The sequence below is a fragment of the Streptomyces sp. NPDC090108 genome (assembly GCF_044747185.1).
In the GTDB taxonomy this organism is placed as follows: Bacteria; Actinomycetota; Actinomycetes; order Streptomycetales; family Streptomycetaceae; genus Streptomyces.
This window is the reverse complement of record NZ_JBIVDQ010000005.1, coordinates 300,798-322,261: the sequence shown is the minus strand read 5'-3', so window position 1 is coordinate 322,261 and position 21,464 is coordinate 300,798. Positions and strand designations below refer to the sequence as shown.

The following is a 21,464-nucleotide window of genomic DNA, read 5'->3' as shown; positions in this document are numbered from 1 at the left end:
GCTGTCTTATGAAATTCCGATCGGCTGCCCGGCCGCCGGTTTCCGCCACGCCTCGCACCGCTCCGCGGCGGCGCACGGCCCGGAGCCGCGCGGCCCGCGCGCGCCCTTCAGGCCTGCCCTGTCTCGAAGCGTGAGATCCGGCCGTCGTCCGCGACGACGAAGGACCACTTGGTCTGCATCTCGCCGTAGGTGTCGTTGCGGTAGCGGGCGACGAGGGAGCGGCCTCCCCGGGACTCGTTGTCGACCTCCAGGTGGCCGTGGGAGGAGAAGATCTCCTCGTCGATCCACTCGGCGAGGTCACGGTCGGAGCCGTCGTCGGCCATGGTCGCACCGGGCGCGAGCAGGGCCATGAAGCCCTCGCGGTCGTGGGCGTTGACGGCGTTGACGAAGGCCCGGACGGCCGGGTCGCTGAGCTTGGCTGGCTGAATCGTCATGGCGTCAGGCTCACATCGCTCCCCTGCCCCCGCCACCCGGAGCCCGCCACCCGAACGGCAGCCAGCACGCGCCCCGCGCCGGTGCCGGTGCGACGGTGGAGACCGCGGAACCGGACATGCCGCCCTGCCGCTGGGAGAGACCGTGACCTGTGACGAACGACGTGATGTGGGCCTGCTGCTGCTCCGGCTGGGCACGGGCGGAGCGCTGGCCGCGCACGGAGCGCAGAAGCTGTTCGGCTGGTTCGGCGGCTACGGCCTGACGGGCACCGGGCAGTTCATGGAGTCCGTCGGCTACTCCCCCGGCCGGGGGAGCGCGGCCGCGGCGGGCCTCGCCGAGATGGGCGGCGGCACCCTGCTCGCCCTCGGCCTCGCGACCCCGGCGGCGGGCGCGGCCGCGGCCGGCGCGATGGCCGGCGCGGCGGCGGTCCATCTGCCGAACGGCTTCTTCGCCCAGTCCGGCGGCTTCGAGCACCCGGCCGCCCTCGGCCTGGCCGCGGCCTGCCTCGCCGTCACCGGCCCCGGCCGCCTCTCCCTGGACCACGCCCTCGGCCACAGCCTCGACCGCGCCTGGATGGTGCCCGCGGCCCTGGCGGCGACGGCGGCGGTGACGGCCGTCGTGGTGGGATCCCGGAACCGGCGGATGCGGGCGGCCCAGGCGGCCGAACAGGGCGAGCAGGGGACGCTGTTCGGGAAGTAGAGCGGCGCCGCGCGGGACGGGCGCGGGGCGGACGGGCGCAGGCCGGACGGGCGCAGGCCGGACGGGCACGGAGCCGGACGAGTACGAAGCCGGACAGGCCACGGAGCCGGTCGGGCACGGGGCCGGTCGGCGGAGCCGCCGCGGGCCTCCCGCTCAGGGAGGTCTCGAGTGAGGGGCAGACGAGTCGGGCTGTACGCCGGGTTCTGTCCCGAGGGGTCCTCGCGGGCCTCTCGGTGACGGCCATCCATCTAGGACCGGCGTTGCCGCCGGCCTCGTGCGGTCTACCCGCGGACTCGGGCGGGCAGCCCTCGATCGTCCGCGCAGAGACACCGGGGTGTCTCCTTTTGACCTTGCTCCTGGTGGGGTTTACCTAGCTGCCCAGGTCACCCTGGGCACTGGTGGTCTCTTACACCACCGTTTCACCCTTACCGGGGGCCGAAGCCTCCGGCGGTCTGTTTTCTGTGGCACTGTCCCGCGGGTCACCCCGGGTGGCCGTTAGCCACCACCTTGCCCTGTGGAGCCCGGACGTTCCTCGGGAAGCCCCCTGAAGGGCTCCACGCGGCCGTCCGCCCGGCTCGTCTGCCGTGCCGACCATGCTACCGGGCGCGCGGACCGGCGCGGACCGCCAGGGATCACCTCGCGGATCACCTCACCGGTCACGTCACCTCACCTCTGGCCCACCCCGCCGGTCACCTCACGCCGGCGGTCGCCTCACGCCGCCGGTCGCCTCACGCCGGCGTGAACACGATCTTCGACGTGCCCGGGTCCGCTCCGACGAGACGCACCCGCAGCCGTTCGCCGAGCGGCAGCCACTCGCCCTCGATCCGCCCGATGACGGCCGGGGCGTCCAGCTGCACGGTGCCGACGGTGGGCTCGTGGTCGGACAGGTCCACCACGCAGCCCTCGAAGACCTCGCCGACGCGGTCCTTGAGCAGCGCGGCCTCGACGATGTCGACGCACCCGCGCTCCACCGTGCCGGCGAGCCGCGCGCCCTCGGCCATCTGCCGGGGCAGCCCGTCGAGCGCCACGAGCACCCAGTCGGGCGGGTCCTCGCCCGCCACGGCGGCGAGACAGAGTTCGGCGGCGTAGCGGTCGGCCAGGCGGCGCAGCGGGGCCGTGCAGTGGGTGTAGGGGGCGGCGACGGCGGCGTGCGAGGTGATCGCGGGCAGGGCGCCGTCGCGCAAGACGGTGTAGCCGGCGCCGCGCAGCAGGGTCGTGCACTCCTGGAGGAAGGCCGCGTGGTCGGGGCGGTGCGGGTCGAGCGTGCGGATCAGGGCCGCGTACGGCATGTGGTGCGGCCAGTCGATGCGCAGGGCGGTCGCGGTGCGGCGCAGACGGGCCACCGCGCCGTCGGGGGCGGTCGGCAGGGTGCGCAGGATGCCGGTGCCGGCCGCCAGCATCAGTCCGGCGGCGGCCATGCCGGTGAGCAGGGACAGCTGGGCGTTCCAGACCTCGGCGGGCAGGGGCGCGCGGTAGGACAGCTCGTAGGTGTGGTCCCGGGCCGTGATCTCCTGCTCGGGCACGTCGAGGGAGATGCCGCCCCGCTCGGCCTCCAGCAGTTCCCGCGCCCGGCCGATCTCGGCGAGCAGCGCGACCGGTTCCTCCGCCGTGCCGTCGTCGATCCGCCGCTGCGCGCCCGCGTAGTCCAGGCGGGCGCGGCTGCGGACCAGCGCGCGCCGCACGTCCGTGGCGACGGTACGGCCCTCGGCGTCCAGGTCGATCGTCCACAGCGCGGCGGGCCGGGTGCGGTCCGGCAGCAGGCTCGCGGCGCCCTCGCTGAGCACGAAGGGGTGCAGGGGGACCTTCTCGTCGGGGAAGTACAGCGTCTCGACCCTCCGGTGCGCCTCGGCGTCGAGGGCCGTGCCGGGCCGGACGAACGCGGCCACGTCGGCGATGGCGTACCGGACGCGGTACCCGCTCCCCCGCCGCGACAGATGCGCCGCCTGGTCGAGATCGGTGGAGCCGGGCGGGTCGAGCGTGAAGAAGGGGATGTCCGTGGCGTCGTACGAGGGGAGTTCCGGCGTACTCGCCGCCCGGTCCGCCTCCGCCTGGACCTCGGCCGGGAAGGCCTGCGGGACGCCGAGCTCCGCCCGCAGCGCGGCGAACGCGGCATGCAGGGGCGCCTCGGGGGCGCCGGTCACGCGGATGCGGCGGCGTGGCATACACACGAGCGTAAGCACAAAGACGCTCGCGCGACGGCTGGAGGGGGCCGAGCGGGCGCGGCTGGGGGGGCGGGCGCGGACGGCAGGGGGCCGGGCGGCGCGGGGGCGCGATGCGGTGGGCGCGGACGGAGGGGGCCGGGCGGGCGCGGACAGGGCGGCCGGGCGGGGGCGGGCCCGATGCCGTGCGCCGGGCAGGCCCGGGGCGCGATGCCGTGGGCCGGGCAGGCCCGGGGCGCGATGCCGTGGGCGTGGGCTGCCGGGGCCCGAGGGCCGCCGGGTCCGGGGGCCGCCGGGTCCGGGGGCCGCCGGGTCCGGGGGCGTAGGCGCGCCGGGTCCCAGGGCCGTCCCAGGGCCGTACGCGCGGGGGCCCTGGCCCTGACCAGGGGCGCGGGCGGGGCGGCGGGAAGCCGTAGGCTGGCGCCGAAGCGATGAGAAGGAGTGCCCGTGCTTGTGCTGCTGCCGCCCTCGGAAGGCAAGGCGTCCTCGGGGCGTGGCGCCCCGCTGAAGCCGGAGGCGCTGTCGCTGCCGGGGCTGGCCGGGGCGCGCGAGGCGGTGCTCGGCGAGCTGGTGGAGCTGTGCGCCGGGGATCCCGCGCAGAACGAGAAGGCGCGCGAGGTGCTCGGGCTGAGCGAGGGCCTGCGCGGCGAGATCGCGAAGAACGCGGTGCTGCGCACGGCGGGAGCCCGTCCCGCCGGTGAGATCTACACGGGCGTGCTCTACGACGCCCTGGACCTCGCCTCGCTGGACCCGGCGGCGAAGCGGCGCGCCGCGCGCTCGCTGCTGGTCTTCTCCGGGCTCTGGGGCGCGGTGCGGGTGACCGACCGGATCCCCTCCTACCGCTGCTCGATGGGCGTGAAGCTGCCCGGGCTGGGCGCGCTCGCGGGACACTGGCGGGCGCCGATGGCCGAGGTGCTGCCCGAGGCGGCCGGCGACGGCCTGGTCCTGGACCTGCGTTCCGCCGCCTACGCGGCCGCCTGGAAGCCGAAGGGCGAGACCGCCGCGCGCACCGCGACCGTACGGGTGCTGCACGCGCCGACGCGGAAGGTCGTCAGCCACTTCAACAAGGCGACCAAGGGCCGGATCGTACGGAGCCTGCTGTCGGCCGGGACCGCGCCGCGGGACCCCGCCGAGCTGGTGGAGGCGCTGCGGGACCTCGGCCACACCGTGGAGGCCGAGGCGCCGGCGACGGGCGGCAGGCCCTGGGCGCTGGACGTGCTGGTGGACGAGGTCCACTGACGGGGAACAAAGCCCGTTGCAGCATGTGCAACACCCTTTGCGGAGAGTGCTTCCGCTCGGCACGATGAGCGCATGACCTCGCCGCTGCCCTCCTCCCCGGCCGCCTCCGTGCTGGACCTCGCACCCGTGGTGCCCGTGGTCGTCGTCTCCGACGCCGCCGACGCCGTACCGCTGGCGCGGGCGCTCGTGGCGGGCGGGCTGCCCGCGATCGAGGTGACCCTGCGGACCCCGGCCGCCCTGGACGCGATCCGGGCGGTCGCGGACGAGGTCCCGGAGGCGGTGGTCGGGGCCGGCACGGTCATCACGCCGGAGCAGGTACGGGACTGCGTGGCGGCGGGTGCGCGGTTCCTGGTGAGCCCCGGGTGGACGGAGACGCTGCTGGCCGCGATGCGCGGGTCCGGCGTGCCGTTCCTGCCCGGGGTGTCGACCACCTCGGAGGTGGTGGCGCTGCTGGAGCGCGGGGTGCGGGAGATGAAGTTCTTCCCCGCGCAGGCGGCGGGCGGCACCGCGTATCTGAGGTCCCTCGCCGGCCCGCTGCCGCAGGCCCGTTTCTGCCCGACGGGCGGCATCGGCCCCGCGAACGCACGGGATTACCTGTCGCTGCCCAACGTCGGCTGCGTGGGCGGCAGCTGGATGGTCCCGGCCGACGCGGTGGCCGCCCGGGACTGGGCCCGGATCGAGGAGCTCGCGCGGTCCGCGGCCGGGCTCAGGGACGCAGGTGGGACGTGTCGTTGAACAGCCGTACGCTCGCGTTGCCGTCCGCGTAGTACGCCACCGCCGACAGCGAGGCCGCGGACAGCTCCATCCGGAACAGCGACTCCGGCGGGGCGCCGAGGGCGAGCCGCAGCAGGGTCTTGATCGGGGTGACGTGCGTGACCAGCAGCACGGTACGGCCCGCGTAGGCCGCGACCAGTTCGCGCCGGGTGGCCTCGATCCGCTCGGCGGTCTCCGCGAAGCTCTCGCCGCCGCCGGTGGGGCGGACCTCCGGGTCGCCGAGCCAGGCGGTCAGGTCGTCGGGGTGGCGTTCGCGGACCTCGCCGAAGGTGAGGCCCTCCCAGGCGCCGAAGTCCGTCTCCCGCAGCCCCTCCTCGATCGCCACGTCCAGCCCGAGGCGGGCGGCGACGATGCCGGCGGTCTCCCGGGTGCGGGCCAGCGGGGAGGCGACGACCGCCTGGACCGTGCCGCGCCGGGCCAGCGCATCGGCGACCCGCCGGGCCTGCTCGCGGCCCGCGTCCGAGAGCGAGGGGTCCGTGCCGCCGCTGCCGGAGAACCGCTTCTGCGGGGTGAGGGGGGTCTCGCCGTGCCGGAGCAGGACGAAGGTGGCGGGGGCGCCCAGGTCGGGGGCCGCGCTCCAGCCCGGCGCGGAGGCGGCGCGCACGGCACCGGTGGAACCGGCGGGACCCGTAGAACCTGCGGAGGCGCGGGAGGTGGCGGAGGCGCGGGAGGTGGCCGACGCGGTGACCGAACGGGCGGCGCGCAGGTCGGCGTCGGCGGTGGACGCAGTACCGGCATCCGCACCGGAACCGGAGTCGGAGGCGGAGGCGGTATCGGAATCAGAGACGGAACCGGCGTCCGTGCCCGTGCCCGTGTCCGTGCGCGGGTGCGCGCCCGTGTCCTCGGGGGTGGAGGCGGGCGCATCCGCAGCGCCCCGCGGGGTGTGCGCGGAGCCGCTGCCGGGCTCCGCGGCCTGCGGCCGCGCGGATCCGGCGGTGCGGCCCTGGGCCAGGGCCTCCCGCGCCCTGGCCGCGCCCGCCGCCGCGTCCCCCGGCGGGCCCGACGGTTCAGGAACGGCTGGCGGCACGTCGAGGGCGGCGCGGGAGGACGACGGGGACCACTGTCCGCCCTTGGTCCCCGCGTCCATCGCCTCGTTGGCCAGGCGGTCGGCGTGCTTGTTCCGCTCGCGCGGGATCCACTCGTAGGTGACCTGCCCCGGAGGGTAGATCCGGCCGGCCTCGGCGGCCAGGGGCTTCATGGCGGGGTGCTTGATCTTCCAGCGGCCCGACATCTGCTCGATGACGAGCTTGGAGTCCATGCGGACGTGGACCGGCACCCCGGGGTCCAGGGCGTGCGCGGCCCGCAGGCCGGCGATCAGACCCTGGTACTCGGCGACGTTGTTGGTGGCGACACCGATGAACTCGGCCGCCTCCGCCAGCGTCTCCCCCGTCGCCGCGTCACTCACCGCGGCGCCGTACCCCGCGGGCCCCGGGTTGCCCCGCGACCCTCCGTCGGCCTCGACGATGAACTCCCGCACGTCCACGAACCCCTGACCGCCCGCTGCCCCGGCCGCTCCCCGTGCTTCCTACAGGCCCGACTCGGCGGTGCGCACCAGGATGCGGCGGCAGTTCTCGCAGCGCACGACGGCGTCGGACGGGGCCTTGCGGACCTCGGCCAGCTCGGTGATGGCGAGCTCCTGGCGGCAGCCCTGGCAGGTACGGGCGTACAGCTTGGCCGCGCCGATGCCGCCGCCCTGCTCGCGCAGCTTCTCGTACAGCTTCAGCAGGTCCGCGGGGACGGAGCCGGAGACGACCTGGCGCTCCTTGGTGACCGAGGCGGCCTCGCCGTCGATCTCCCCGAACGCGGTGTCACGGCGGCCGGTCGCGGCGTCGATCTTCTCCTGGACGGAGCCGGCACGCTCGGTCAGCTCGGTCACCCGCTCCTGCGCGGACTCGCGGCGCTCCATGACCTCGAGGACGACCTCCTCCAGGTCGCCCTGGCGCTTGGCGAGGGAGACGATCTCGCGCTGGAGGTTCTCCAGGTCCTTCGGAGAGGTGATCGCACCGGAGTCCAGGCGCTGCTGGTCGCGGGCGGCGCGCTGGCGCACCTGGTCCACGTCCTGCTCGGCCTTGGTCTGCTCGCGGGCGCAGTCGCTCTCCTCGGTCTGCGCGGCCACCAGCAGGTCGCGCAGCTGCGTGAGGTCCTTGGTCAGCGACTCGATCTCGGCGTGCTCCGGCAGGGACCTCCGCTTGTGCGCGAGCTGCTGCAGGCGGACGTCGAGGGCCTGGACGTCGAGAAGTCGGATCTGGTCGGCGGGCGCGGCGTTCAGTTGGGGGCTCCCATTAGCTATTGGTGATGGCGGAGGACGCCGCGTGGGCGGTCCAGGGGTCGGTGACCGTCTTGGAGACATGGACCCTGAGGCCCCATCCGTGACGGTCGGAGATCTCGTCGAGCTGGGCTGCGGCCAGCTCGCACCAGGGCCACTCGGTGGCCCAGTGCGCCGCGTCGAGCAGCGCGAGAGGTCCGGCGGCGGCCGCCGTGAACTCGGAGACCGGGTGGTGGCGCAGGTCGGCGGTGAGGAAGGCGTCCACACCCGCCGCCCTGACGTGGTCGAAGAGGCTGTCGCCGGAGCCGCCGCTGACGGCGACCGTGCGGACGACGGCCTCGGGGTCGCCGGCCACCCGGATGCCCTGCGCGGTGGCCGGGAGCCGCTCGGCGGCCCGGGCGGCCAGCTCGCGCACGGTCAGCGGGTGGTCGAGCTCACAGACGCGGCCCAGGCCCCGGCGCCCCTCCGGGTCGGTGGGGTCCGGCACGAGGGGGCGCACGACCCTGAGGTCCAGCGCGCCCGCGAGCGCGTCGGAGACGCCCGGGTCCGCCGTGTCGGCGTTGGTGTGCGCCACGTGCAGGGCGATGTCGTTCTTGATCAGCGTGTGCACGACCCGGCCCTTGAAGGTGGAGGCCGCGACCGTGGTCGTCCCGCGCAGATAGAGCGGATGGTGGGTGACCAGCAGGTCCGCGCCGAGCTTCACGGCCTCGTCGACGACGTCCTGGACGGGGTCGACGGCGAACAGGACGCGGCCGACCTCCTGGCCGGGGTCGCCCACCACCGTGCCGACCGCGTCCCAGGACTCGGCCCGCTCGGCGGGCCACAGAGCGTCCAGCGCGGCGATGACTTCAGACAGACGGGGCACGGGGAAAAGGCTACCTGGCTGATCTGCCGGGCCGTACCGCATCCGCTTCACATGGCCCCGGTCAGCACATACGCCCCGGTTCCCTCAGAGGAATCGCTTCTGCGCCACCCGTATGTGTGAAGCGGTGCGCTGCCGGTCCCCCGGCCGTGCGTACGAAAACTACCTTCTTCGCCGGAGGTGACCGACGATGACGGCCTGTGCGATCGAACCCCCGTCGGCCGGGGCGTCCGACGAGGACGAACCCGAGCCCCGGACGGGGTACGCCATCACGGCGGACGGCGCCTACGCCGCCCGCATGGCGCTGGACGGCGAGTCCTGGTTCCCGGAGCGCTGGACGCTGGACACACCGGAGCCGTACGCCGTACCGCTGCCCGGTGACCAGCCGGAGGAGCCCGGCACCCAGGTGCAGCCGATGGGGGACGGGCGGGTGCTGATCCACCGCCTGGTGGAGCGGCGGCACGCCTTCTCCCTGCTGTACCCGACCGGTCCCGGCACCGGTGAGCTGCCGCTGGGCGCGGTGGAGTGCCCGGAGCCCGGCACCCGGCTGACGCTGCTGCCGCCTGCGCCGGGCGGCAGGCGGGCCTGCGCCCTCGCCGTCGGCGCCCGCTCCACGGCCGTCTGGCTCGTGGCGGGCGGCGCCTTCGGGCCCGAGCACCTGGCCGAGATCCCGGGCCGCTGCTCCGGCGGGGTCTGGCTGGACGGGACGGGCCGGATGCTGGCCCTGGACCGGGAGCTGGGCGGGCGGACGAAGACGGTCGTGGTGGACCTGGAGCGCGGCGGCGAGATCTCCCCCCTGCTCCAGATCGCGGCGGACAGCGACGACCGGCTGCTGCTCGCGGACCCCGGCAGCGGGCTGCTGGTGATCTCGTCGGACGCGCCCTCCCCCGGGCAGGAACGATTGGGCTGGGGCGTCCTGGGCAGCACGCTGCCGGTCCGCTTCCCGGAGAGCCTGCGCCTGCCGGACTGCGCGGTGACGCCCTTCGCGATCCAGCCGGGGCAGGTGCTGATGCCGGAGCACTGCGCGGTGGCCCTGCGCATCGAGGGCCCGTTCGGCAGCTGGGTCGGGACCTGGCGCCCGTCCGAACGCCGGGTGCGTCACCTCGCCGCGCCCGAGGGCTGGCTCGCGGGAGCGGGGCTGTGGACCCCGGAGGGGGTGCTGCGGCTGCCCTGCGTCACGGAGGAGTCGCCCTGCGGCGTGGTCGAGCTGGCGGCGCCCTGGGGGGACACGGACGGGGCGGCGGCGCACACCGGGGGCACGGGCGCAGTGGGCCCGGGGGCGCGGGGGGAAGCGGCCGGAGCGGGAGAAGCGGCGGAGCCGGGAGAAGCGGCGGAGTCGGCGGAGGCTGCCGGGGCCGGGGAAGCGGCCGGGGTCGGCCAAACGGGCGAGACCGGGCAAGCGGGGGCGGCCGGGGAAGCAGGCGACGCCGGGAGAGCGGGCGGTGTGGGGGACGGGAGCGGTGTGACGGACGCGTGGGGGCCGGGGGACACGGATGCCGTGGGCACCGCGTACGCCGCGGGCGGCATGGGCGGCCTGGACACCGGGGTCGGCGTGGGCGCTGGGGACGGTGTGAGCTCGGGGCACGGCGTGGACGCGGGGCACGGTGTGGACGCGGGGCACGGATCCGTCGTCGCGGCTTACGAGGGAGCGCGGAGACCGGGACCGGGGGAATGGGGTGGCGCCGGTCCGGAGGATCCGGGGTGGGGCGGCACGTTCACCGAGGGCACGTTCACCGAGGGCACGTTCACCGGGGGTGCCGAGGGCGCCGAGGGGCTCTGGGTACCGGTGGAACCGGACCCTCCGGAACCGGTCGCGGCCCGCCCTGTGCCCTTGCAGCAGGCACCCCTGGGACGTCTTGTAACGAAGTAGTGCCGGTTGGCGTGTGCGCCTGGATGGGCCCCGTGCCGCGTTGGTTAGACTCGCCCGGCTGTAAGAGATCATGTTTGACGGGGTGAATTCTTCCGATGAGCGACACCAGCACGACACAGCCGCTGTCTGCCGACTCTCAGGAGGTGGACGGTCATGGCCGGCACCGGGGTTCGGTAGCGCCCCAGGAGGGTGAGTCCGCACCGCGCGGGCGTCACCGCAAGCCGGCCGAGGAGACCACCGAAGCGGCTGCCTGACCGGCACGGAACAGGAAGGGGCGGGGTCCGTCGTACGACGGACCCCGCCCCTTCCGCCGTTCCAGGGGGCGCCGGGCCGTCTCAGGAGTGCTCCACGGCCGCGTCGGTGAGCACCGGCGTGTCCGACCGGTCCACGGCGCTCACCGTGACCCGCACCCGCCCCTCCTCGCGCCACATGCGGACGCGCAGCGTCTCCCCCGGGTACACCACCCCGGCGAACCGTGCTTCATAGGCGCCCACCCGGGTCACGTCGCCGTCGAGCAGCGTGTCCACGACCGCCTTGAGGGTGATCCCGTAGGTGCACAGCCCGTGCAGTACGGGCCGGTCGAAGCCGGCGCGCCGGGCGAACCCGGGGTCGGCGTGCAGGGGGTTGGCGTCGCCGGAGAGACGGTGGAGCAGGGCCTGGTCGGGCCGGACGGGCCGCTCGACGGTCAGGTCGGGCTCCCCCGCGGGCACCCCGGCGGAGGTGCTCCCGCCCGGGGCACGCCCGGCGCGGGCCGGGACTGCGGGACCCCGCTCACCGCCCCAGCCGCCTTCGCCCCGCACGAAGATCCGCGCCTCCTCGCTCCACAACGGGCCGTCGGCGTCGGCCGCCTCGGTACGCAGGACGAGCAGGGCGGCCGTTCCCTTGTCGTACACGGCCGCGATCCGCTCGGTGACGGCGGCCGTGCCCGCGACGGGGACCGGGCGGTGGATCCGCAGGCTCTGGCCGCCGTGCAGGACCCGGGCGAGGTCGACGTCGACGCCGGGCACCGACAGGCCCCGGATCACCCCGGGCGGGCCGCCGCCCGCGACGGTGGCGAAGCTCGGCAGGACGTGCAGCCGGGACTCCAGGGTGTAGCGCAGTTCACCGGGGTCGGTCGCGGGACTCTCCAGGTCGGGGTTCGCGCCGGCGCCGATGCCGAGGTGGTACAGCTGGACGTCCTTCGCGGTCCAGTGGATCTCGCCGGTCCTGGGCTCGGCGGCGAGCGCCTCGGCTGCGTCGATGGGCATGGGACTCCTGACGGGTCGTTCGGATGCGCCGGCGGTGGATCCGGGCCAGGCTCGCACGCGGCCCCGGCGGCCGGGCCGGCAGGCGGCCGGGGCTCCCGGCGGTCAAGCTGTCCGCCCGCCACGTGAGCGGCCGGGGCTCCCGGCGGTCAAGCTGTCCGCCCGCCAGGTGAACTGACGGCCCGGCAGCAGGACGACGGCCGTGACATTTGTACTGCCGGGGTCCGTACGTCCGCACCTGCCGCGGACAGGGGTCCCGGTCCTAGCCTCGGAGGCATGACACAGACGGGGAGCGCCGTGTCCTTCACGGGGGCGGTCAAGACGTACGGCGCGGTCCGCGCCGTGGACGGCATCGATCTGGAGATGGCGAGCGGCGAGACCGTGGCCCTGCTGGGCCGCAACGGCGCCGGCAAGTCCACCACCATCGCCATGCTGCTCGGCCTGCTCGCGCCGGACGCCGGGTCGGTGGAGCTGTTCGGCGCCGAGCCGGAACGGTCGGTACGGGCGGGCCGGGTCGGGGCGATGCTCCAGGAGGCCCGCCCGGTGCCCCGGGTGACCGTGGGCGAGCTGGTCGGCTTCGTCGCCTCCCGCTATCCGGCGCCGATGCCGGTGCCGCACGCCCTGGAGCTGGCCGGCATCGCCGACCTGGCCGGGCGGCGGGTGGACCGGCTGTCCGGCGGGCAGGCCCAGCGGGTGCGGTTCGCGGTCGCCCTGGCCGGGGACCCGGCGCTGCTGGTGCTGGACGAGCCGACCGCGGCGCTGGACGTGGAGGCGCGGCACGCCTTCTGGGCCTCGATGCGCTCCTACGCGCAGCGCGGGCACACCGTCCTGTTCTCCACCCACTACCTGGAGGAGGCCGACGACCACGCCGACCGGATCGTGGTCATCGACCGCGGGCGGATCGTCGCGGACGGCACCGGTGACGAACTGCGCCGGGCGGCCGGCGGCAGCCTCGTCTCCGTCGAACTGGCCGGCCGCGACCCGGACGGGCTGGCCCTGCTCCCCGGCGTCCGGTCGGTGGAGGTGCGCGGGACGCGGGTGCGGCTGCGCACCGACGACTCCGACGCCACGGTCATCGCCCTGGCCGGACTGGACGCCATACGCGGCCTGGAGGTGGCCCCGGCCTCGCTGGACGACGCCTTCCTCGCCCTCACCTCGCACGACCAAGACCACGACCACGACATGGAGGCGGTGTGATGTTCGGCTATGTACGTCTGGAGGTGCGCCGCACTCTGCGCGACACGGGCTTCGTCGTCGGCGGCATCGCGATGCCGGTGCTGATGTATCTGCTGTTCACCAACCTCGGCACGGACGACGGCGAGTGGAAGGCCCTGTCGATGGTGGGCATGGCCGCCTACGGGGCGCTCGGCTCGGCGCTGAACACGGGCGGCGCGGTCGCCGAGGACCGGGCCACCGGCTGGCTGCGGCAGCTGCGGGTGACGCCGATGACACCGCGGGAGGTGGTCACGGGCCGGGCGCTGACCGGTGCGGTGACCGTACTCCCGGCGATCGTCGCCGTGCTCCTGGCGGGCGCTCTGGTCAACGGGGTGCGGCTCGCCGTCTGGCAGTGGGCCGCGATCACGCTGCTGCTGTGGCTCGGCTCACTTCCTTTCACCCTGCTGGGCCTCGGCAACGGCTACCGGATGACCGGTCCCACCACGGGCGTGGTGAACATGGCGTGCAATCTCGGGCTGGCGGTGCTGGGCGGACTGTGGTTCCCCATCAGCCTGTTCCCGCACTGGCTGCGCGCGCTGTCCGGTTACACGCCCACCCAGCGGTACGCCCAGCTCGGCACCGCCGTGGCCCAGGGTCACGGCCCGGCTCCCGGGGCCGTCGTGGTGCTGGCCGCGTGGCTGCTGCTGTTCGGTTCGTACGCTGTTCTGTCGTACCGCCGCCGGGCGGGTTCCATCTGATCGGGGGAGAAAGACATGTCGTGGTACGCGCGGACGAAATGCCACATTCTGCACCTCATGGAGGCGCGGGCCCGCTGGAAGGCGGACATGGAGCACTTCAAGGCCGGCCGGCGGGCCGCCCGGCGGAACGGGACCGCGGTGGACGAGCGGCACCCGGGGCCTCCGCCCACCGGTTTCTCCCTGCTGCCCTGGCTGCTGCTGGGCCTGGGGTCCTTCTCCAACCTCCTGCAGGGCACCGCCCCGAACCCGTGGATCGGCGGCCTGGGCCTGCTCGTCTTCAACTCCCTGTACATCTACGTCACCTTCCGTTCCTTCGACCGGGAGAAGCGCCGGGCGCGCGACACCCGGGTGGCGCTGCTGCTGATGGGCGTGCTGACCACGGGCCTGGCCGCCGGGTACGGCGGCAACTGGCTGATGTTCTTCCCGCTGCTGGGTCTGGCCACCGGCGCCACCCTGCGCGGCCCGTGGCTCGGCCGGGCCGGCATCGCGCTCGCGGTGTACGCGGCCGCCGTCGCCGCCGTCCGTGAAGGCTGGAGCAGTGCGGCGAACATCGGCTACGCGACCTTCCTCTCCTGCATGGTGACCGCCGCGATCCTCGGCCTGTCGGAGGCGGTGCGGGAGTTGCGGGCGGCCCGGGAGGAGCTGGCCCGGCGGGCGGTGGAGAAGGAGCGGATGCGCTTCTCCCGCGACCTGCACGACCTGCTCGGCCACACCCTGTCGGTGATCGTGGTGAAGTCCGAGGCGGCCCGGCGGCTCGCCCCGCGCGACATGGACGCGGCGCTCGCCCAGATCGGCGACATCGAGTCGGTGGGCCGGCAGGCGCTGACCGAGATCCGCGAGGCGGTGACGGGCTACCGCGAGGGCAGCCTGGCCACCGAGCTGACCCGGGCCCGCTCCGCGCTGTCCGCGGCGAGCATCGAACCGGTCGTGAGCCAGTCGGGGGCGCCGCTCGCCCCGCCCGCCGAGGCCCTGCTCGGCTGGGTGGTGCGCGAGGCGGTCACCAACGTCGTCCGGCACAGCGACGCCACCCGCTGCGAGATCACCGTGGACAGCGCCGCGGAACAGGTCCGGCTCACCGTCGCCGACAACGGCACCGGCCGGGCCGTCGCCCGCCGGCACGAGGGCATCGGCGGCACCGGTCTGACGGGCCTGACCGAGCGCCTCGCGGCGGCGGGCGGCTCCCTCGACGCCGGCCCGTCGCCGCGCGGCGGCTTCCGGGTCACCGCCACGCTCCCCCTGGAACCGGCGGATCCGGAGGAGTCCGCCACCGGGAGTACCTCCGAGCACGGCGAGGCGGCCGGGGAGAACGGCGCGGACCGGGGAGACGGAGCGATCGGGGACATCGGCGGGACCGGCGGGACCGCCGCGGGCGAGAAGGCCGGAGGAACAGGCTCCTCGGCGAAGGTCGGCGCGGAAGCCGCCCCCTGACCGTCCGCGCCTCCCGCCGGCCGCCGTCTTCGCGCCCGGTCCGCTCCCCGGCGGCCGTCCCCTGGCTACGCTTGAGGGGTGAACGACATCCGGGTTCTGCTCGCCGAGGATCAGGGCATGATGCGCGGCGCGCTGGCCCTGCTGCTCGGCATGGAGGACGACATCGAGGTGGTCGCCCAGGTCGCGTCCGGCGACGCGATCGTGGACGCCGCGCTGCTGCACCGGCCGGACGTGGCCCTGCTGGACATCGAACTCCCCGGCATCAGCGGCCTGGACGCGGCCGCGCTGCTGCGCGAACAGGCGCCCCGCTGCCGGGTCCTGATCCTGACCACCTTCGGCAGGCCCGGGTATCTGCGCCGGGCCATGGAGGCCGGGGCTGCCGGATTCCTGGTCAAGGACGGCCCGGTGGAGGAACTCGCCGCGTCGATCCGGCGCGTGCTCACCGGGGAGACGGTGGTCGATCCGGCACTGGCCGCGGCCGCCCTCAGCGCCGGGCCGAATCCGCTGACGGCCCGTGAGTGCGACGTGCTCAAGGCGTCGGCGGACGGGGCCACGGTCGCCGACGTCGCCGGACGGCTGCACCTGTCGGAGTCCACCGTCCGCAACTACCTGTCCTCGGCGATCGGGAAGACGGCGACCCGCAACCGCGCGGAGGCGGTACGGGAGGCTCGCCGGCAGGGATGGCTGTGAGCCGGCCCCGAGCCTCCCGCCGGGCTACCTCGTCACCTTCGCGTCCTTGTACCGCGCCCCGTCCGGGCCGACGCACACGAACCAGTTCCCGCCCGGGAAGGAGCCGACCGGACGGATCACCGAGCCGCGGGCTCCGGGAGCGGCCGCATCCACGGCGGGGCGGGCCGCGGTCGAACCACCGTCCTTCCAGGTGCAGGTGACCTCCCGGGCGCTCTTGGCGACCATGCCGACCACCAGCGGGGCGGAGTCCTTCGCACCGGCTCCCGGGGCAAGGCCGACGGCCGCGCTCTCGAGGTCGGTGCCGGAGAACCCCGGCAGCCGCCCGACCGTGTTGAAGATGACCGGCCGCGCGTGGCCGTCGCCGTAGGAACGGACCGCGAAGAACGACGTCCGGCCGATCAGGCCGGCGGCCCTGGTGGCGTCCACCGGTTCGAGTCCGGCGTCCTTCATCGCGCCGAACTGCCGGTCGGCCTCCCGCTCGTCGCGCGGCGCCCCCCAGACCCTGACGTCGACGGACCACTCCTTGCCCTGATCGATCCCACTGGCCAGCACCGTGACCCGCGGCTCGTACACGTGCCGGGCCTCGGGGGACGCCGGCCGTTGCGCCGTCACCGCTCCCCGGTCCCCGATTCCGGGCAGACCCGCGAACGCCAGCGTCGCGCCCGTCGAACCGGCCAGGACCACCGCCGTGGCCGCGCCGACCGCCCAGCGGCGGGCCCTGCGGCGCCGGCCCGCCCGCATGACGGCCTGGACGGGGGCTATACCGATCTCGACCTCGTCCGCGGCGTCCGCGAGGAGGAGGGCGATGTCCGTCTGTGTCATCTCGTACTTCTTCCGGTCCGCGCTCATCACTTCCGCCCTCCCTGCGTCACCGTCTCGGCCAGCGCCGGTATGGCGCGGAGTTTCGCGATCCCCTTGGCCGCGTTGCTCTTGACCGTGCCGACCGAACAGCCCATCGCCCGCGCCGTCTGCGTCTCCGTCAGGTCCTCCCAGTAGCGCAGAACCACCGCCTCCCGCTGTCGTGGGGGCAGTTGGGCGAGCGCCTTGAGCAGAGCGCTGCGGTCGTCGGCCTGGGCGATGCGGTCACCGGTGTCGGGCACGTCGTGCACCAGCCCCGAGTCGTCCCGGGGCGCCAGGAACTCCTTCAGCCTCCTTCTGTGCTTGCGCGCATGCATGTTGATCATGACGCGCCGCACATACGCCTCCGGGTCGTCGGCCGCGCCCACCCTGCGCCAGGACGAGAAGGCCTGTTCGAGCGTGGACTGCGTCAGATCCTCGGCGGCGTGCTGCTCCCCCGTGAGCAGGAACGCCGTACGCAACAGCCGCGGCCAGCGGCCGGTCATGAAGCTCTGGAACTCCTCGCTCCGAGCCTGCTTACGATCCCCCATGAGCACCTCCTAGATATCAAAAGGAGTCCATGAGCCACCCGGATCGTTGCCTCACCCGCGAGAAGTCCCGGAACCTTCCGCGAACCGCCCCGCGAACCGCCCCGCGAACCCGCACGGCACAGCCCCGCACGGCACAGCCCCGCACGGGCCCCTCACCCCCGCGGCAGCCACACCCGTATCAGCGCCGCGCCGCCCAGCAGCAGCGCGGTGCTGGTGCGGAAGACCAGGACGTAGCCGTCCGTCAGCGCTTCGGCGCCCCCGCCGCCCGCCCCGGCCGCGGCGCCCGTGCCGGCCGCGGCGATCGTCGACATGACGGCGAGCCCCAGCGAACCGCCCATCGTGCGCGAGGTGTTGACGAGCCCCGCGACCAGTCCGGCCTCCCCCGGCTCCGCGCCGGACGTGGCCAGGGCGGCCAGCGGGGTGCCGGCCAGGCCCGCGCCGAGCATCATCAGGATGCCCGGGAGCATGATCCCGGTGACGTACGGGACGTGCGCGTTCATCGTCGACTGCCAGCCGAAGCCGGTCGCGGCCACCAGCGTGCCGCCCGCCGCCACCGTGCGCGCCCCGGCCGCTCTCATCAGCCGCGGCGCCAGCTTGGAGCCCGCGACCACCGCGAGGGAACTGGGCACCAGGGCGAGTCCGGCCTCCAGCGGCGTGTAACCGAGCACGTTCTGGGCGTACAGCGTCATGAAGTACCACATGCAGAACATGGCGGAGCCGGAGACGAACATCGCCGTGTTCGCCGACGCCACCGCACGCCGCCGCAACAGGCCGAGCGGCATCAGCGGGGCCGCCGTACGCGCCTCCACCAGCAGGAAGAGGCCGACGAGCGCCACCCCGGCGAGCAGCGGCACCAGGGTGGCCGCTGCGGTCCAGCCCCGCGCCTCGGTCTGCACGATGCCGTACGCGAGCGTCGCGAGACCCGCCGTGACCAGCAGCGCGCCCGGCAGGTCCAGCCGGCGGCGCTCCCCCGCGCGGCTCTCCTGGAGCCGGAGCGCGGAGGCCACCAGCAGCACGGCACCGACGGGCACGTTGATCAGCAGCACCCAGCGCCAGGACAGCAGGTCCACCAGCACCCCGCCGACGACGCCGCCCGCCGCTCCGCCGCCCGCGCCCACCGCCGTCCAGGACGCTATGGCCCGCGCCCGGGCGGCCCCCTCCGGCACGGCGGCCGTGACCAGCGTGAGCGTCGAGGGCGCGAGCACCGCCGCGCCCAGTCCCTGCACCGCCCGCGCGAGCAGCAGCTGCCAGCCGTCCTGGGCGAGGCCGCCTCCCAGCGAGGCCAGCGTGAACAGCCCGAGCCCGACGAGGAACATGCGCTTGCGGCCGTAGAGGTCTCCCGCCCGGCCGCCGAGGAGCATGAAGCCGGCGAAGGCGATGGCGTACGCGTTCACCACCCACTGCAGGCCGGACGCGCTCAGGCCGAGACCGGCGCGCATCGACGGCAGCGCCACGTTCACGACCGACACGTCGAGCACGACCAGGAACTGGCCGGCGCAGGCGAGGGCCACCACGAGCCAGGCGGCGGGTGCGGCGGGTCGGGACACTCGGGAGACATCGGCGGCTTCGAGCATGGGTGTCATGCTCTCAACCGGACGACGGTCCTTGCATCGGCTTTTCGCCCGACGGCGGACCGGTCCGGGGACCTACGCCCCACGCCGACCCGGCACGGCCCCGCACGGCCCCGCACCTGCCCCGAGCCGCCGCTCCGCCACTCGGCGCGGCCCCGCACGGACCCCTCCCCCAGCCCCCGCCCGGACCCTGATGACAGCTCAGTAACCCATGAAAAGGTCAAGGATTCATTAGGGACCCGAAGCAACGGAATAGTTGCCTGTGCATACGAGGTTTACCCAGCACTCATTCACGCGGGAGGCCTCACTCAATGACCCACACGACGACCGATCATCCCCCCTCGAAGGCGGCCGGGGCACTGGTCCCCGTGCTCGCCTTCGCGGGCATCGTGGTCGCGGTGATGCAGACGCTGCTCGTGCCGGTCATCAAGGACCTGCCGCAGCTGCTCGGCACCGCGCCCAGCAACGCCACCTGGGTCCTCACCTCGACACTCCTGTCCGGCGCCGTCGCCACCCCGATCATGGGCCGGCTCGGCGACCTGTACGGCAAGCGGCGCATGCTGATCCTCAGCCTCGCCGTGATGGTGGTCGGCGCCCTGGTCAGCGCGCTCACCAGCGACCTGCTCACCATGATCGTGGGCCGCACGCTCCAGGGCTTCGCCATGGGCGCGATCCCGCTGGGCATCGGTCTGATGCGGGACATGCTGCCCCGTGAGCGGCTCGGCTCGGCGATGGCCCTGATGAGCTCCTCCATCGGCGTCGGCGGCGGCCTCGCGCTGCCCGCCGCCGCCCTGGTCGCCGAGCACACGGACTGGCACGCCCTGTTCTACGGCGCCGCCGGCCTCGGTGTCGTGGCCATCCTCCTCACCCTCCTCGTCGTCCCCGAGTCCCCGATGCGCGCCGAGGGCTCCTTCGACCTGGTCGGCGCGCTCGGCCTGTCGGCCGGTCTGGTGCTGCTCCTGCTGCCCATCACCAAGGGCAGCGACTGGGGCTGGTCCTCCGGCACGACGCTCGGCCTGTTCGCCGCGGCCGTGGCCGTACTGCTCCTGTGGGGCCTGTACGAGCTGCGGGTCAAGGCGCCGCTGGTCGACCTGCGCACCACCGCGCGCCGCGAGGTGCTGCTCACCAACCTGGCCTCGATCATGGTCGGCGTCAGCTTCTACGTCGTCTCGCTCGTCCTGCCCCAGCTGCTCCAGCTGCCGAAGGCGACCGGGTACGGCCTCGGCCAGTCGATGGTCGTCGCGGGTCTGTGCGTGGCCCCGCTGGGCCTGACCATGATGTTCACGGCTCCGGTCTACGCCCGCCTGTCCGCCCGCTACGGCCCGCGGACCACCCTCATCATGGGCCTGGTGATCATCGCCGCCGGGTACGGCGGCGGCCTCGGACTGATGGACGCCGCCTGGCAGACGATCGTCACCTCGGTGGTGCTCGGCGCCGGCATCGGCCTCGCCTACTCCTCGCTGCCCGCGCTGATCGTCGGCGCGGTCCCGGCCTCCGAGACCAGCGCGGCCAACGGCCTCAACACGCTGATGCGGTCCATCGGCACCTCGGTGTCCAGCGCCGTCATCGGCATGGTGCTGGCCAACACGGCCGACCACGTGGGCGGCTTCGCCGTCCCCACCATGCACGGCTTCCGGGTCTCCTTCCTGATCGCCACGGCCGCCGTCGCGGTGGGCCTGGTGCTCGCGATATTCCTGCCCCGGGCGCCTCGTCCGGAGCAGCACGCCCAGCTGCGCGCGAGCAGTGAGGAGGACGCGGCGGTGGAGCGGGCCGAGGAGGTCCTGCGGGGCTTCCGCGGCCGGGTCCTGGACGCCGCCGGCACCCCGGTCGCGCGCGCCAAGGTCACCCTGATCGACCGCCGGGGACGCCAGGCGGGCGCCACGCTGTCCGAGGCGGACGGCACCTACGCCCTCGCGGTCCCGGCGGAGGGCCCCTACGTCCTCGCGGCCAGGGCCGCCGGCCACGGCCCGCTGGCCTCCTCGGCGACGCACGCCGGGGACGAGAGCGCGGTGGAACTGGATCTGTCGCTGCCCGGCGAGACGGTCACCGCGTAGCCCGCACCCCTCCCGCAGGCCCCCGCCCCGCACCCCCTGTCGTCCCTCGGCAGGGGGTGCGGCAGCATGGGGCGCCGGGAGAGCCGTACGACGTCACGGCCGGTCGCCGCGGTCACGGGCCGCGGGTGCCGGCGCCGGCGCCGCCGCGCGTCCCGGCCCGTCACGCCGTCACGACCGAGAGGACCCCCATGCCCGCGGCACCCAAGCCGGAGATCCTGGCCGCTTTCGAGGCGGCGAAGGGGTTCATGCCCGCCGACGAGGGACTGGCGTTGTACGCGGCGGCGGTGGAGGCGGGACGGCTCGGGCTGCCGCTGCTGGAGGTGGGGACGTACTGCGGGCGCTCCACGATCCTGCTCGCGGACGCCGCCCGCCAGGCCGGCGTCACCGCGCTGACCGTCGACCACCACCGCGGCAGCGAGGAGCAGCAGCCGGGCTGGGACTACCACGACCCCGAGACGGTGGACCCCGAGGTCGGCCTGATGGACACGCTGCCGGCGTTCCGGCGCACGCTGCACCGGGCCGGGCTGGAGGACCACGTGGTCGCGCTGGTCGGCCGTTCCCCGCAGGTCGCCGCGATCTGGAACTCCCCCGTCGCCCTCGTCTTCATCGACGGCGGCCACACCGACGAGCACGCCGGCGCCGACTACGAGGGCTGGGCCCCGCACGTCGCCGAGGGCGGACTGCTCGTCATCCACGACGTGTTCCCGCACCCCGAGGACGAGTTCACCGGGCAGGCCCCCTACCGGGTCTACCTGCGGGCCCTGGAGTCGGGCGCGTTCACGGAGGAGTCGGTGACGGGGTCGATGCGCGTGCTCCGGCGGACGGGCCGCGGCATCTAGGGGGCGTCTCCCCGATCTTCGTGGGTCCGCGACGCC

General features: G+C 74.7%; 18 protein-coding genes, 1 other RNA gene and 1 pseudogene. 10 read left to right on the top strand and 10 right to left on the bottom strand.

From position 1 onward, the window contains the following. Positions 1-107 precede the first annotated feature (107 nt). Positions 108-434: a nuclear transport factor 2 family protein gene (locus ACIPRD_RS19715; RefSeq protein WP_356398024.1), complete on the bottom strand. Its 327-nt coding sequence runs from the start codon at positions 432-434 to the stop codon at positions 108-110. A 142-nt stretch (positions 435-576) separates the two neighbouring features. On the opposite strand from ACIPRD_RS19715, the gene ACIPRD_RS19710 reads away from it, so the two are divergent. Further along, positions 577-1,131, top strand: coding sequence for a DoxX family membrane protein (locus tag ACIPRD_RS19710; protein WP_401564601.1), 555 nt, complete (start codon positions 577-579; stop codon positions 1,129-1,131). Between the two features lie 176 nt (positions 1,132-1,307). On the opposite strand, the gene rnpB is transcribed toward ACIPRD_RS19710, so the two are convergent. Both rnpB and ACIPRD_RS19700 read right to left on the bottom strand, forming a co-directional pair. Further along, positions 1,308-1,709, bottom strand: an RNA gene (gene rnpB, locus ACIPRD_RS19705) — RNase P RNA component class A. A 150-nt stretch (positions 1,710-1,859) separates the two neighbouring features. Then, positions 1,860-3,293: an RNB domain-containing ribonuclease gene (locus tag ACIPRD_RS19700; protein WP_401564599.1), complete on the bottom strand. Its 1,434-nt coding sequence runs from the start codon at positions 3,291-3,293 to the stop codon at positions 1,860-1,862. Positions 3,294-3,737: 444 nt separating this feature from the next. Between ACIPRD_RS19700 and yaaA the strand changes: the two genes are divergently transcribed. Continuing rightward, on the top strand, positions 3,738-4,529 hold the full coding sequence (gene yaaA / locus ACIPRD_RS19695) for a peroxide stress protein YaaA (RefSeq protein ID WP_356398015.1): 792 nt from the start codon (positions 3,738-3,740) through the stop codon (positions 4,527-4,529). A gap of 72 nt (positions 4,530-4,601) precedes the next feature. Next, positions 4,602-5,264, top strand: coding sequence for a bifunctional 4-hydroxy-2-oxoglutarate aldolase/2-dehydro-3-deoxy-phosphogluconate aldolase (locus tag ACIPRD_RS19690; RefSeq protein WP_401564597.1), 663 nt, complete (start codon positions 4,602-4,604; stop codon positions 5,262-5,264). Here the strand turns inward: ACIPRD_RS19690 and ACIPRD_RS19685 are convergent. The 3 genes from ACIPRD_RS19685 to ACIPRD_RS19675 are packed head-to-tail and all read right to left on the bottom strand — an operon-like array spanning position 5,236 to position 8,434. After that, positions 5,236-6,780 carry a bifunctional RNase H/acid phosphatase gene (locus ACIPRD_RS19685; protein WP_401564594.1) on the bottom strand — a complete coding sequence of 515 codons (1,545 nt, stop codon included), beginning with the start codon at positions 6,778-6,780 and terminating at the stop codon, positions 5,236-5,238. The genes ACIPRD_RS19690 and ACIPRD_RS19685 overlap by 29 nt on opposite strands. 48 nt (positions 6,781-6,828) lie before the next feature. Beyond that, a complete protein-coding gene (locus ACIPRD_RS19680; protein ID WP_356399088.1) occupies positions 6,829-7,572 on the bottom strand; it encodes a C4-type zinc ribbon domain-containing protein in 744 nt (247 codons plus the stop codon). 13 nt (positions 7,573-7,585) lie between these two features. Further along, a complete protein-coding gene (locus ACIPRD_RS19675) occupies positions 7,586-8,434 on the bottom strand; it encodes a Nif3-like dinuclear metal center hexameric protein (protein WP_401564591.1) in 849 nt (282 codons plus the stop codon). A gap of 187 nt (positions 8,435-8,621) precedes the next feature. Between ACIPRD_RS19675 and ACIPRD_RS19670 the strand changes: the two are divergent. Next, positions 8,622-9,756: pseudogene (locus ACIPRD_RS19670) on the top strand (hypothetical protein); the annotation flags it as partial. A gap of 880 nt (positions 9,757-10,636) precedes the next feature. On the opposite strand, the gene ACIPRD_RS19665 reads toward ACIPRD_RS19670, so the two are convergent. Further along, a complete protein-coding gene (locus ACIPRD_RS19665) occupies positions 10,637-11,548 on the bottom strand; it encodes a MaoC/PaaZ C-terminal domain-containing protein (protein ID WP_401564588.1) in 912 nt (303 codons plus the stop codon). A 273-nt stretch (positions 11,549-11,821) separates the two neighbouring features. Here ACIPRD_RS19665 and ACIPRD_RS19660 point away from each other — a divergent pair, with 273 nt between their 5' ends. The 4 genes from ACIPRD_RS19660 (at position 11,822) to ACIPRD_RS19645 (ending at position 15,576) form a co-directional block, all read left to right on the top strand. Next, positions 11,822-12,742, top strand: coding sequence for an ABC transporter ATP-binding protein (locus tag ACIPRD_RS19660; RefSeq protein WP_356398000.1), 921 nt, complete (start codon positions 11,822-11,824; stop codon positions 12,740-12,742). Next, the gene (locus ACIPRD_RS19655; RefSeq protein WP_401564585.1) at positions 12,742-13,458 is read left to right on the top strand and encodes an ABC transporter permease; all 717 of its coding nucleotides are present in this window, start codon (positions 12,742-12,744) and stop codon (positions 13,456-13,458) included. The genes ACIPRD_RS19660 and ACIPRD_RS19655 overlap by 1 nt, the downstream gene beginning before the upstream one ends. Before the next feature lie 15 nt (positions 13,459-13,473). Next, positions 13,474-14,886 (top strand): sensor histidine kinase, encoded by a 1,413-nt coding sequence (locus ACIPRD_RS19650; protein ID WP_401564582.1) that lies wholly within the window; start codon positions 13,474-13,476, stop codon positions 14,884-14,886. Positions 14,887-14,964: 78 nt separating this feature from the next. Beyond that, entirely contained in the window at positions 14,965-15,576 is a 612-nt protein-coding gene (locus ACIPRD_RS19645) for a response regulator transcription factor (RefSeq protein WP_356397992.1), read from the top strand. A gap of 24 nt (positions 15,577-15,600) precedes the next feature. On the opposite strand, the gene ACIPRD_RS19640 is transcribed toward ACIPRD_RS19645, so the two are convergent. The 3 genes from ACIPRD_RS19640 to ACIPRD_RS19630 form a co-directional block, all read right to left on the bottom strand. Continuing rightward, positions 15,601-16,425, bottom strand: coding sequence for a hypothetical protein (locus tag ACIPRD_RS19640; RefSeq protein ID WP_401564580.1), 825 nt, complete (start codon positions 16,423-16,425; stop codon positions 15,601-15,603). Continuing rightward, positions 16,425-16,964 (bottom strand): SigE family RNA polymerase sigma factor, encoded by a 540-nt coding sequence (locus tag ACIPRD_RS19635; RefSeq protein WP_356397988.1) that lies wholly within the window; start codon positions 16,962-16,964, stop codon positions 16,425-16,427. The genes ACIPRD_RS19640 and ACIPRD_RS19635 overlap by 1 nt, the downstream gene beginning before the upstream one ends. Before the next feature lie 152 nt (positions 16,965-17,116). Then, positions 17,117-18,547: an MFS transporter gene (locus ACIPRD_RS19630; RefSeq protein WP_356397985.1), complete on the bottom strand. Its 1,431-nt coding sequence runs from the start codon at positions 18,545-18,547 to the stop codon at positions 17,117-17,119. A gap of 299 nt (positions 18,548-18,846) precedes the next feature. On the opposite strand from ACIPRD_RS19630, the gene ACIPRD_RS19625 reads away from it, so the two are divergent. Both ACIPRD_RS19625 and ACIPRD_RS19620 read left to right on the top strand, forming a co-directional pair. Further along, on the top strand, positions 18,847-20,589 hold the full coding sequence (locus tag ACIPRD_RS19625) for an MFS transporter (RefSeq protein WP_401564577.1): 1,743 nt from the start codon (positions 18,847-18,849) through the stop codon (positions 20,587-20,589). A gap of 188 nt (positions 20,590-20,777) precedes the next feature. Beyond that, a complete protein-coding gene (locus tag ACIPRD_RS19620; protein WP_356397980.1) occupies positions 20,778-21,428 on the top strand; it encodes a class I SAM-dependent methyltransferase in 651 nt (216 codons plus the stop codon). The last annotated feature ends 36 nt before the right edge of the window (positions 21,429-21,464 follow it).

Coding starts and splice junctions, on each gene's coding strand:
- ACIPRD_RS19630 (WP_356397985.1), bottom strand. CDS start 18,547: ATGACACCCATGCTCGAAGCCGCCGATGTCTCCCGAGTGTCCCGACCC.
- ACIPRD_RS19655 (WP_401564585.1), top strand. CDS start 12,742: ATGTTCGGCTATGTACGTCTGGAGGTGCGCCGCACTCTGCGCGACACG.
- ACIPRD_RS19665 (WP_401564588.1), bottom strand. CDS start 11,548: ATGCCCATCGACGCAGCCGAGGCGCTCGCCGCCGAGCCCAGGACCGGC.
- ACIPRD_RS19715 (WP_356398024.1), bottom strand. CDS start 434: ATGACGATTCAGCCAGCCAAGCTCAGCGACCCGGCCGTCCGGGCCTTC.
- ACIPRD_RS19640 (WP_401564580.1), bottom strand. CDS start 16,425: ATGAGCGCGGACCGGAAGAAGTACGAGATGACACAGACGGACATCGCC.
- ACIPRD_RS19650 (WP_401564582.1), top strand. CDS start 13,474: ATGTCGTGGTACGCGCGGACGAAATGCCACATTCTGCACCTCATGGAG.
- ACIPRD_RS19690 (WP_401564597.1), top strand. CDS start 4,602: ATGACCTCGCCGCTGCCCTCCTCCCCGGCCGCCTCCGTGCTGGACCTC.
- ACIPRD_RS19700 (WP_401564599.1), bottom strand. CDS start 3,293: ATGCCACGCCGCCGCATCCGCGTGACCGGCGCCCCCGAGGCGCCCCTG.
- ACIPRD_RS19625 (WP_401564577.1), top strand. CDS start 18,847: ATGACCCACACGACGACCGATCATCCCCCCTCGAAGGCGGCCGGGGCA.
- ACIPRD_RS19620 (WP_356397980.1), top strand. CDS start 20,778: ATGCCCGCGGCACCCAAGCCGGAGATCCTGGCCGCTTTCGAGGCGGCG.
- ACIPRD_RS19660 (WP_356398000.1), top strand. CDS start 11,822: ATGACACAGACGGGGAGCGCCGTGTCCTTCACGGGGGCGGTCAAGACG.
- ACIPRD_RS19635 (WP_356397988.1), bottom strand. CDS start 16,964: ATGGGGGATCGTAAGCAGGCTCGGAGCGAGGAGTTCCAGAGCTTCATG.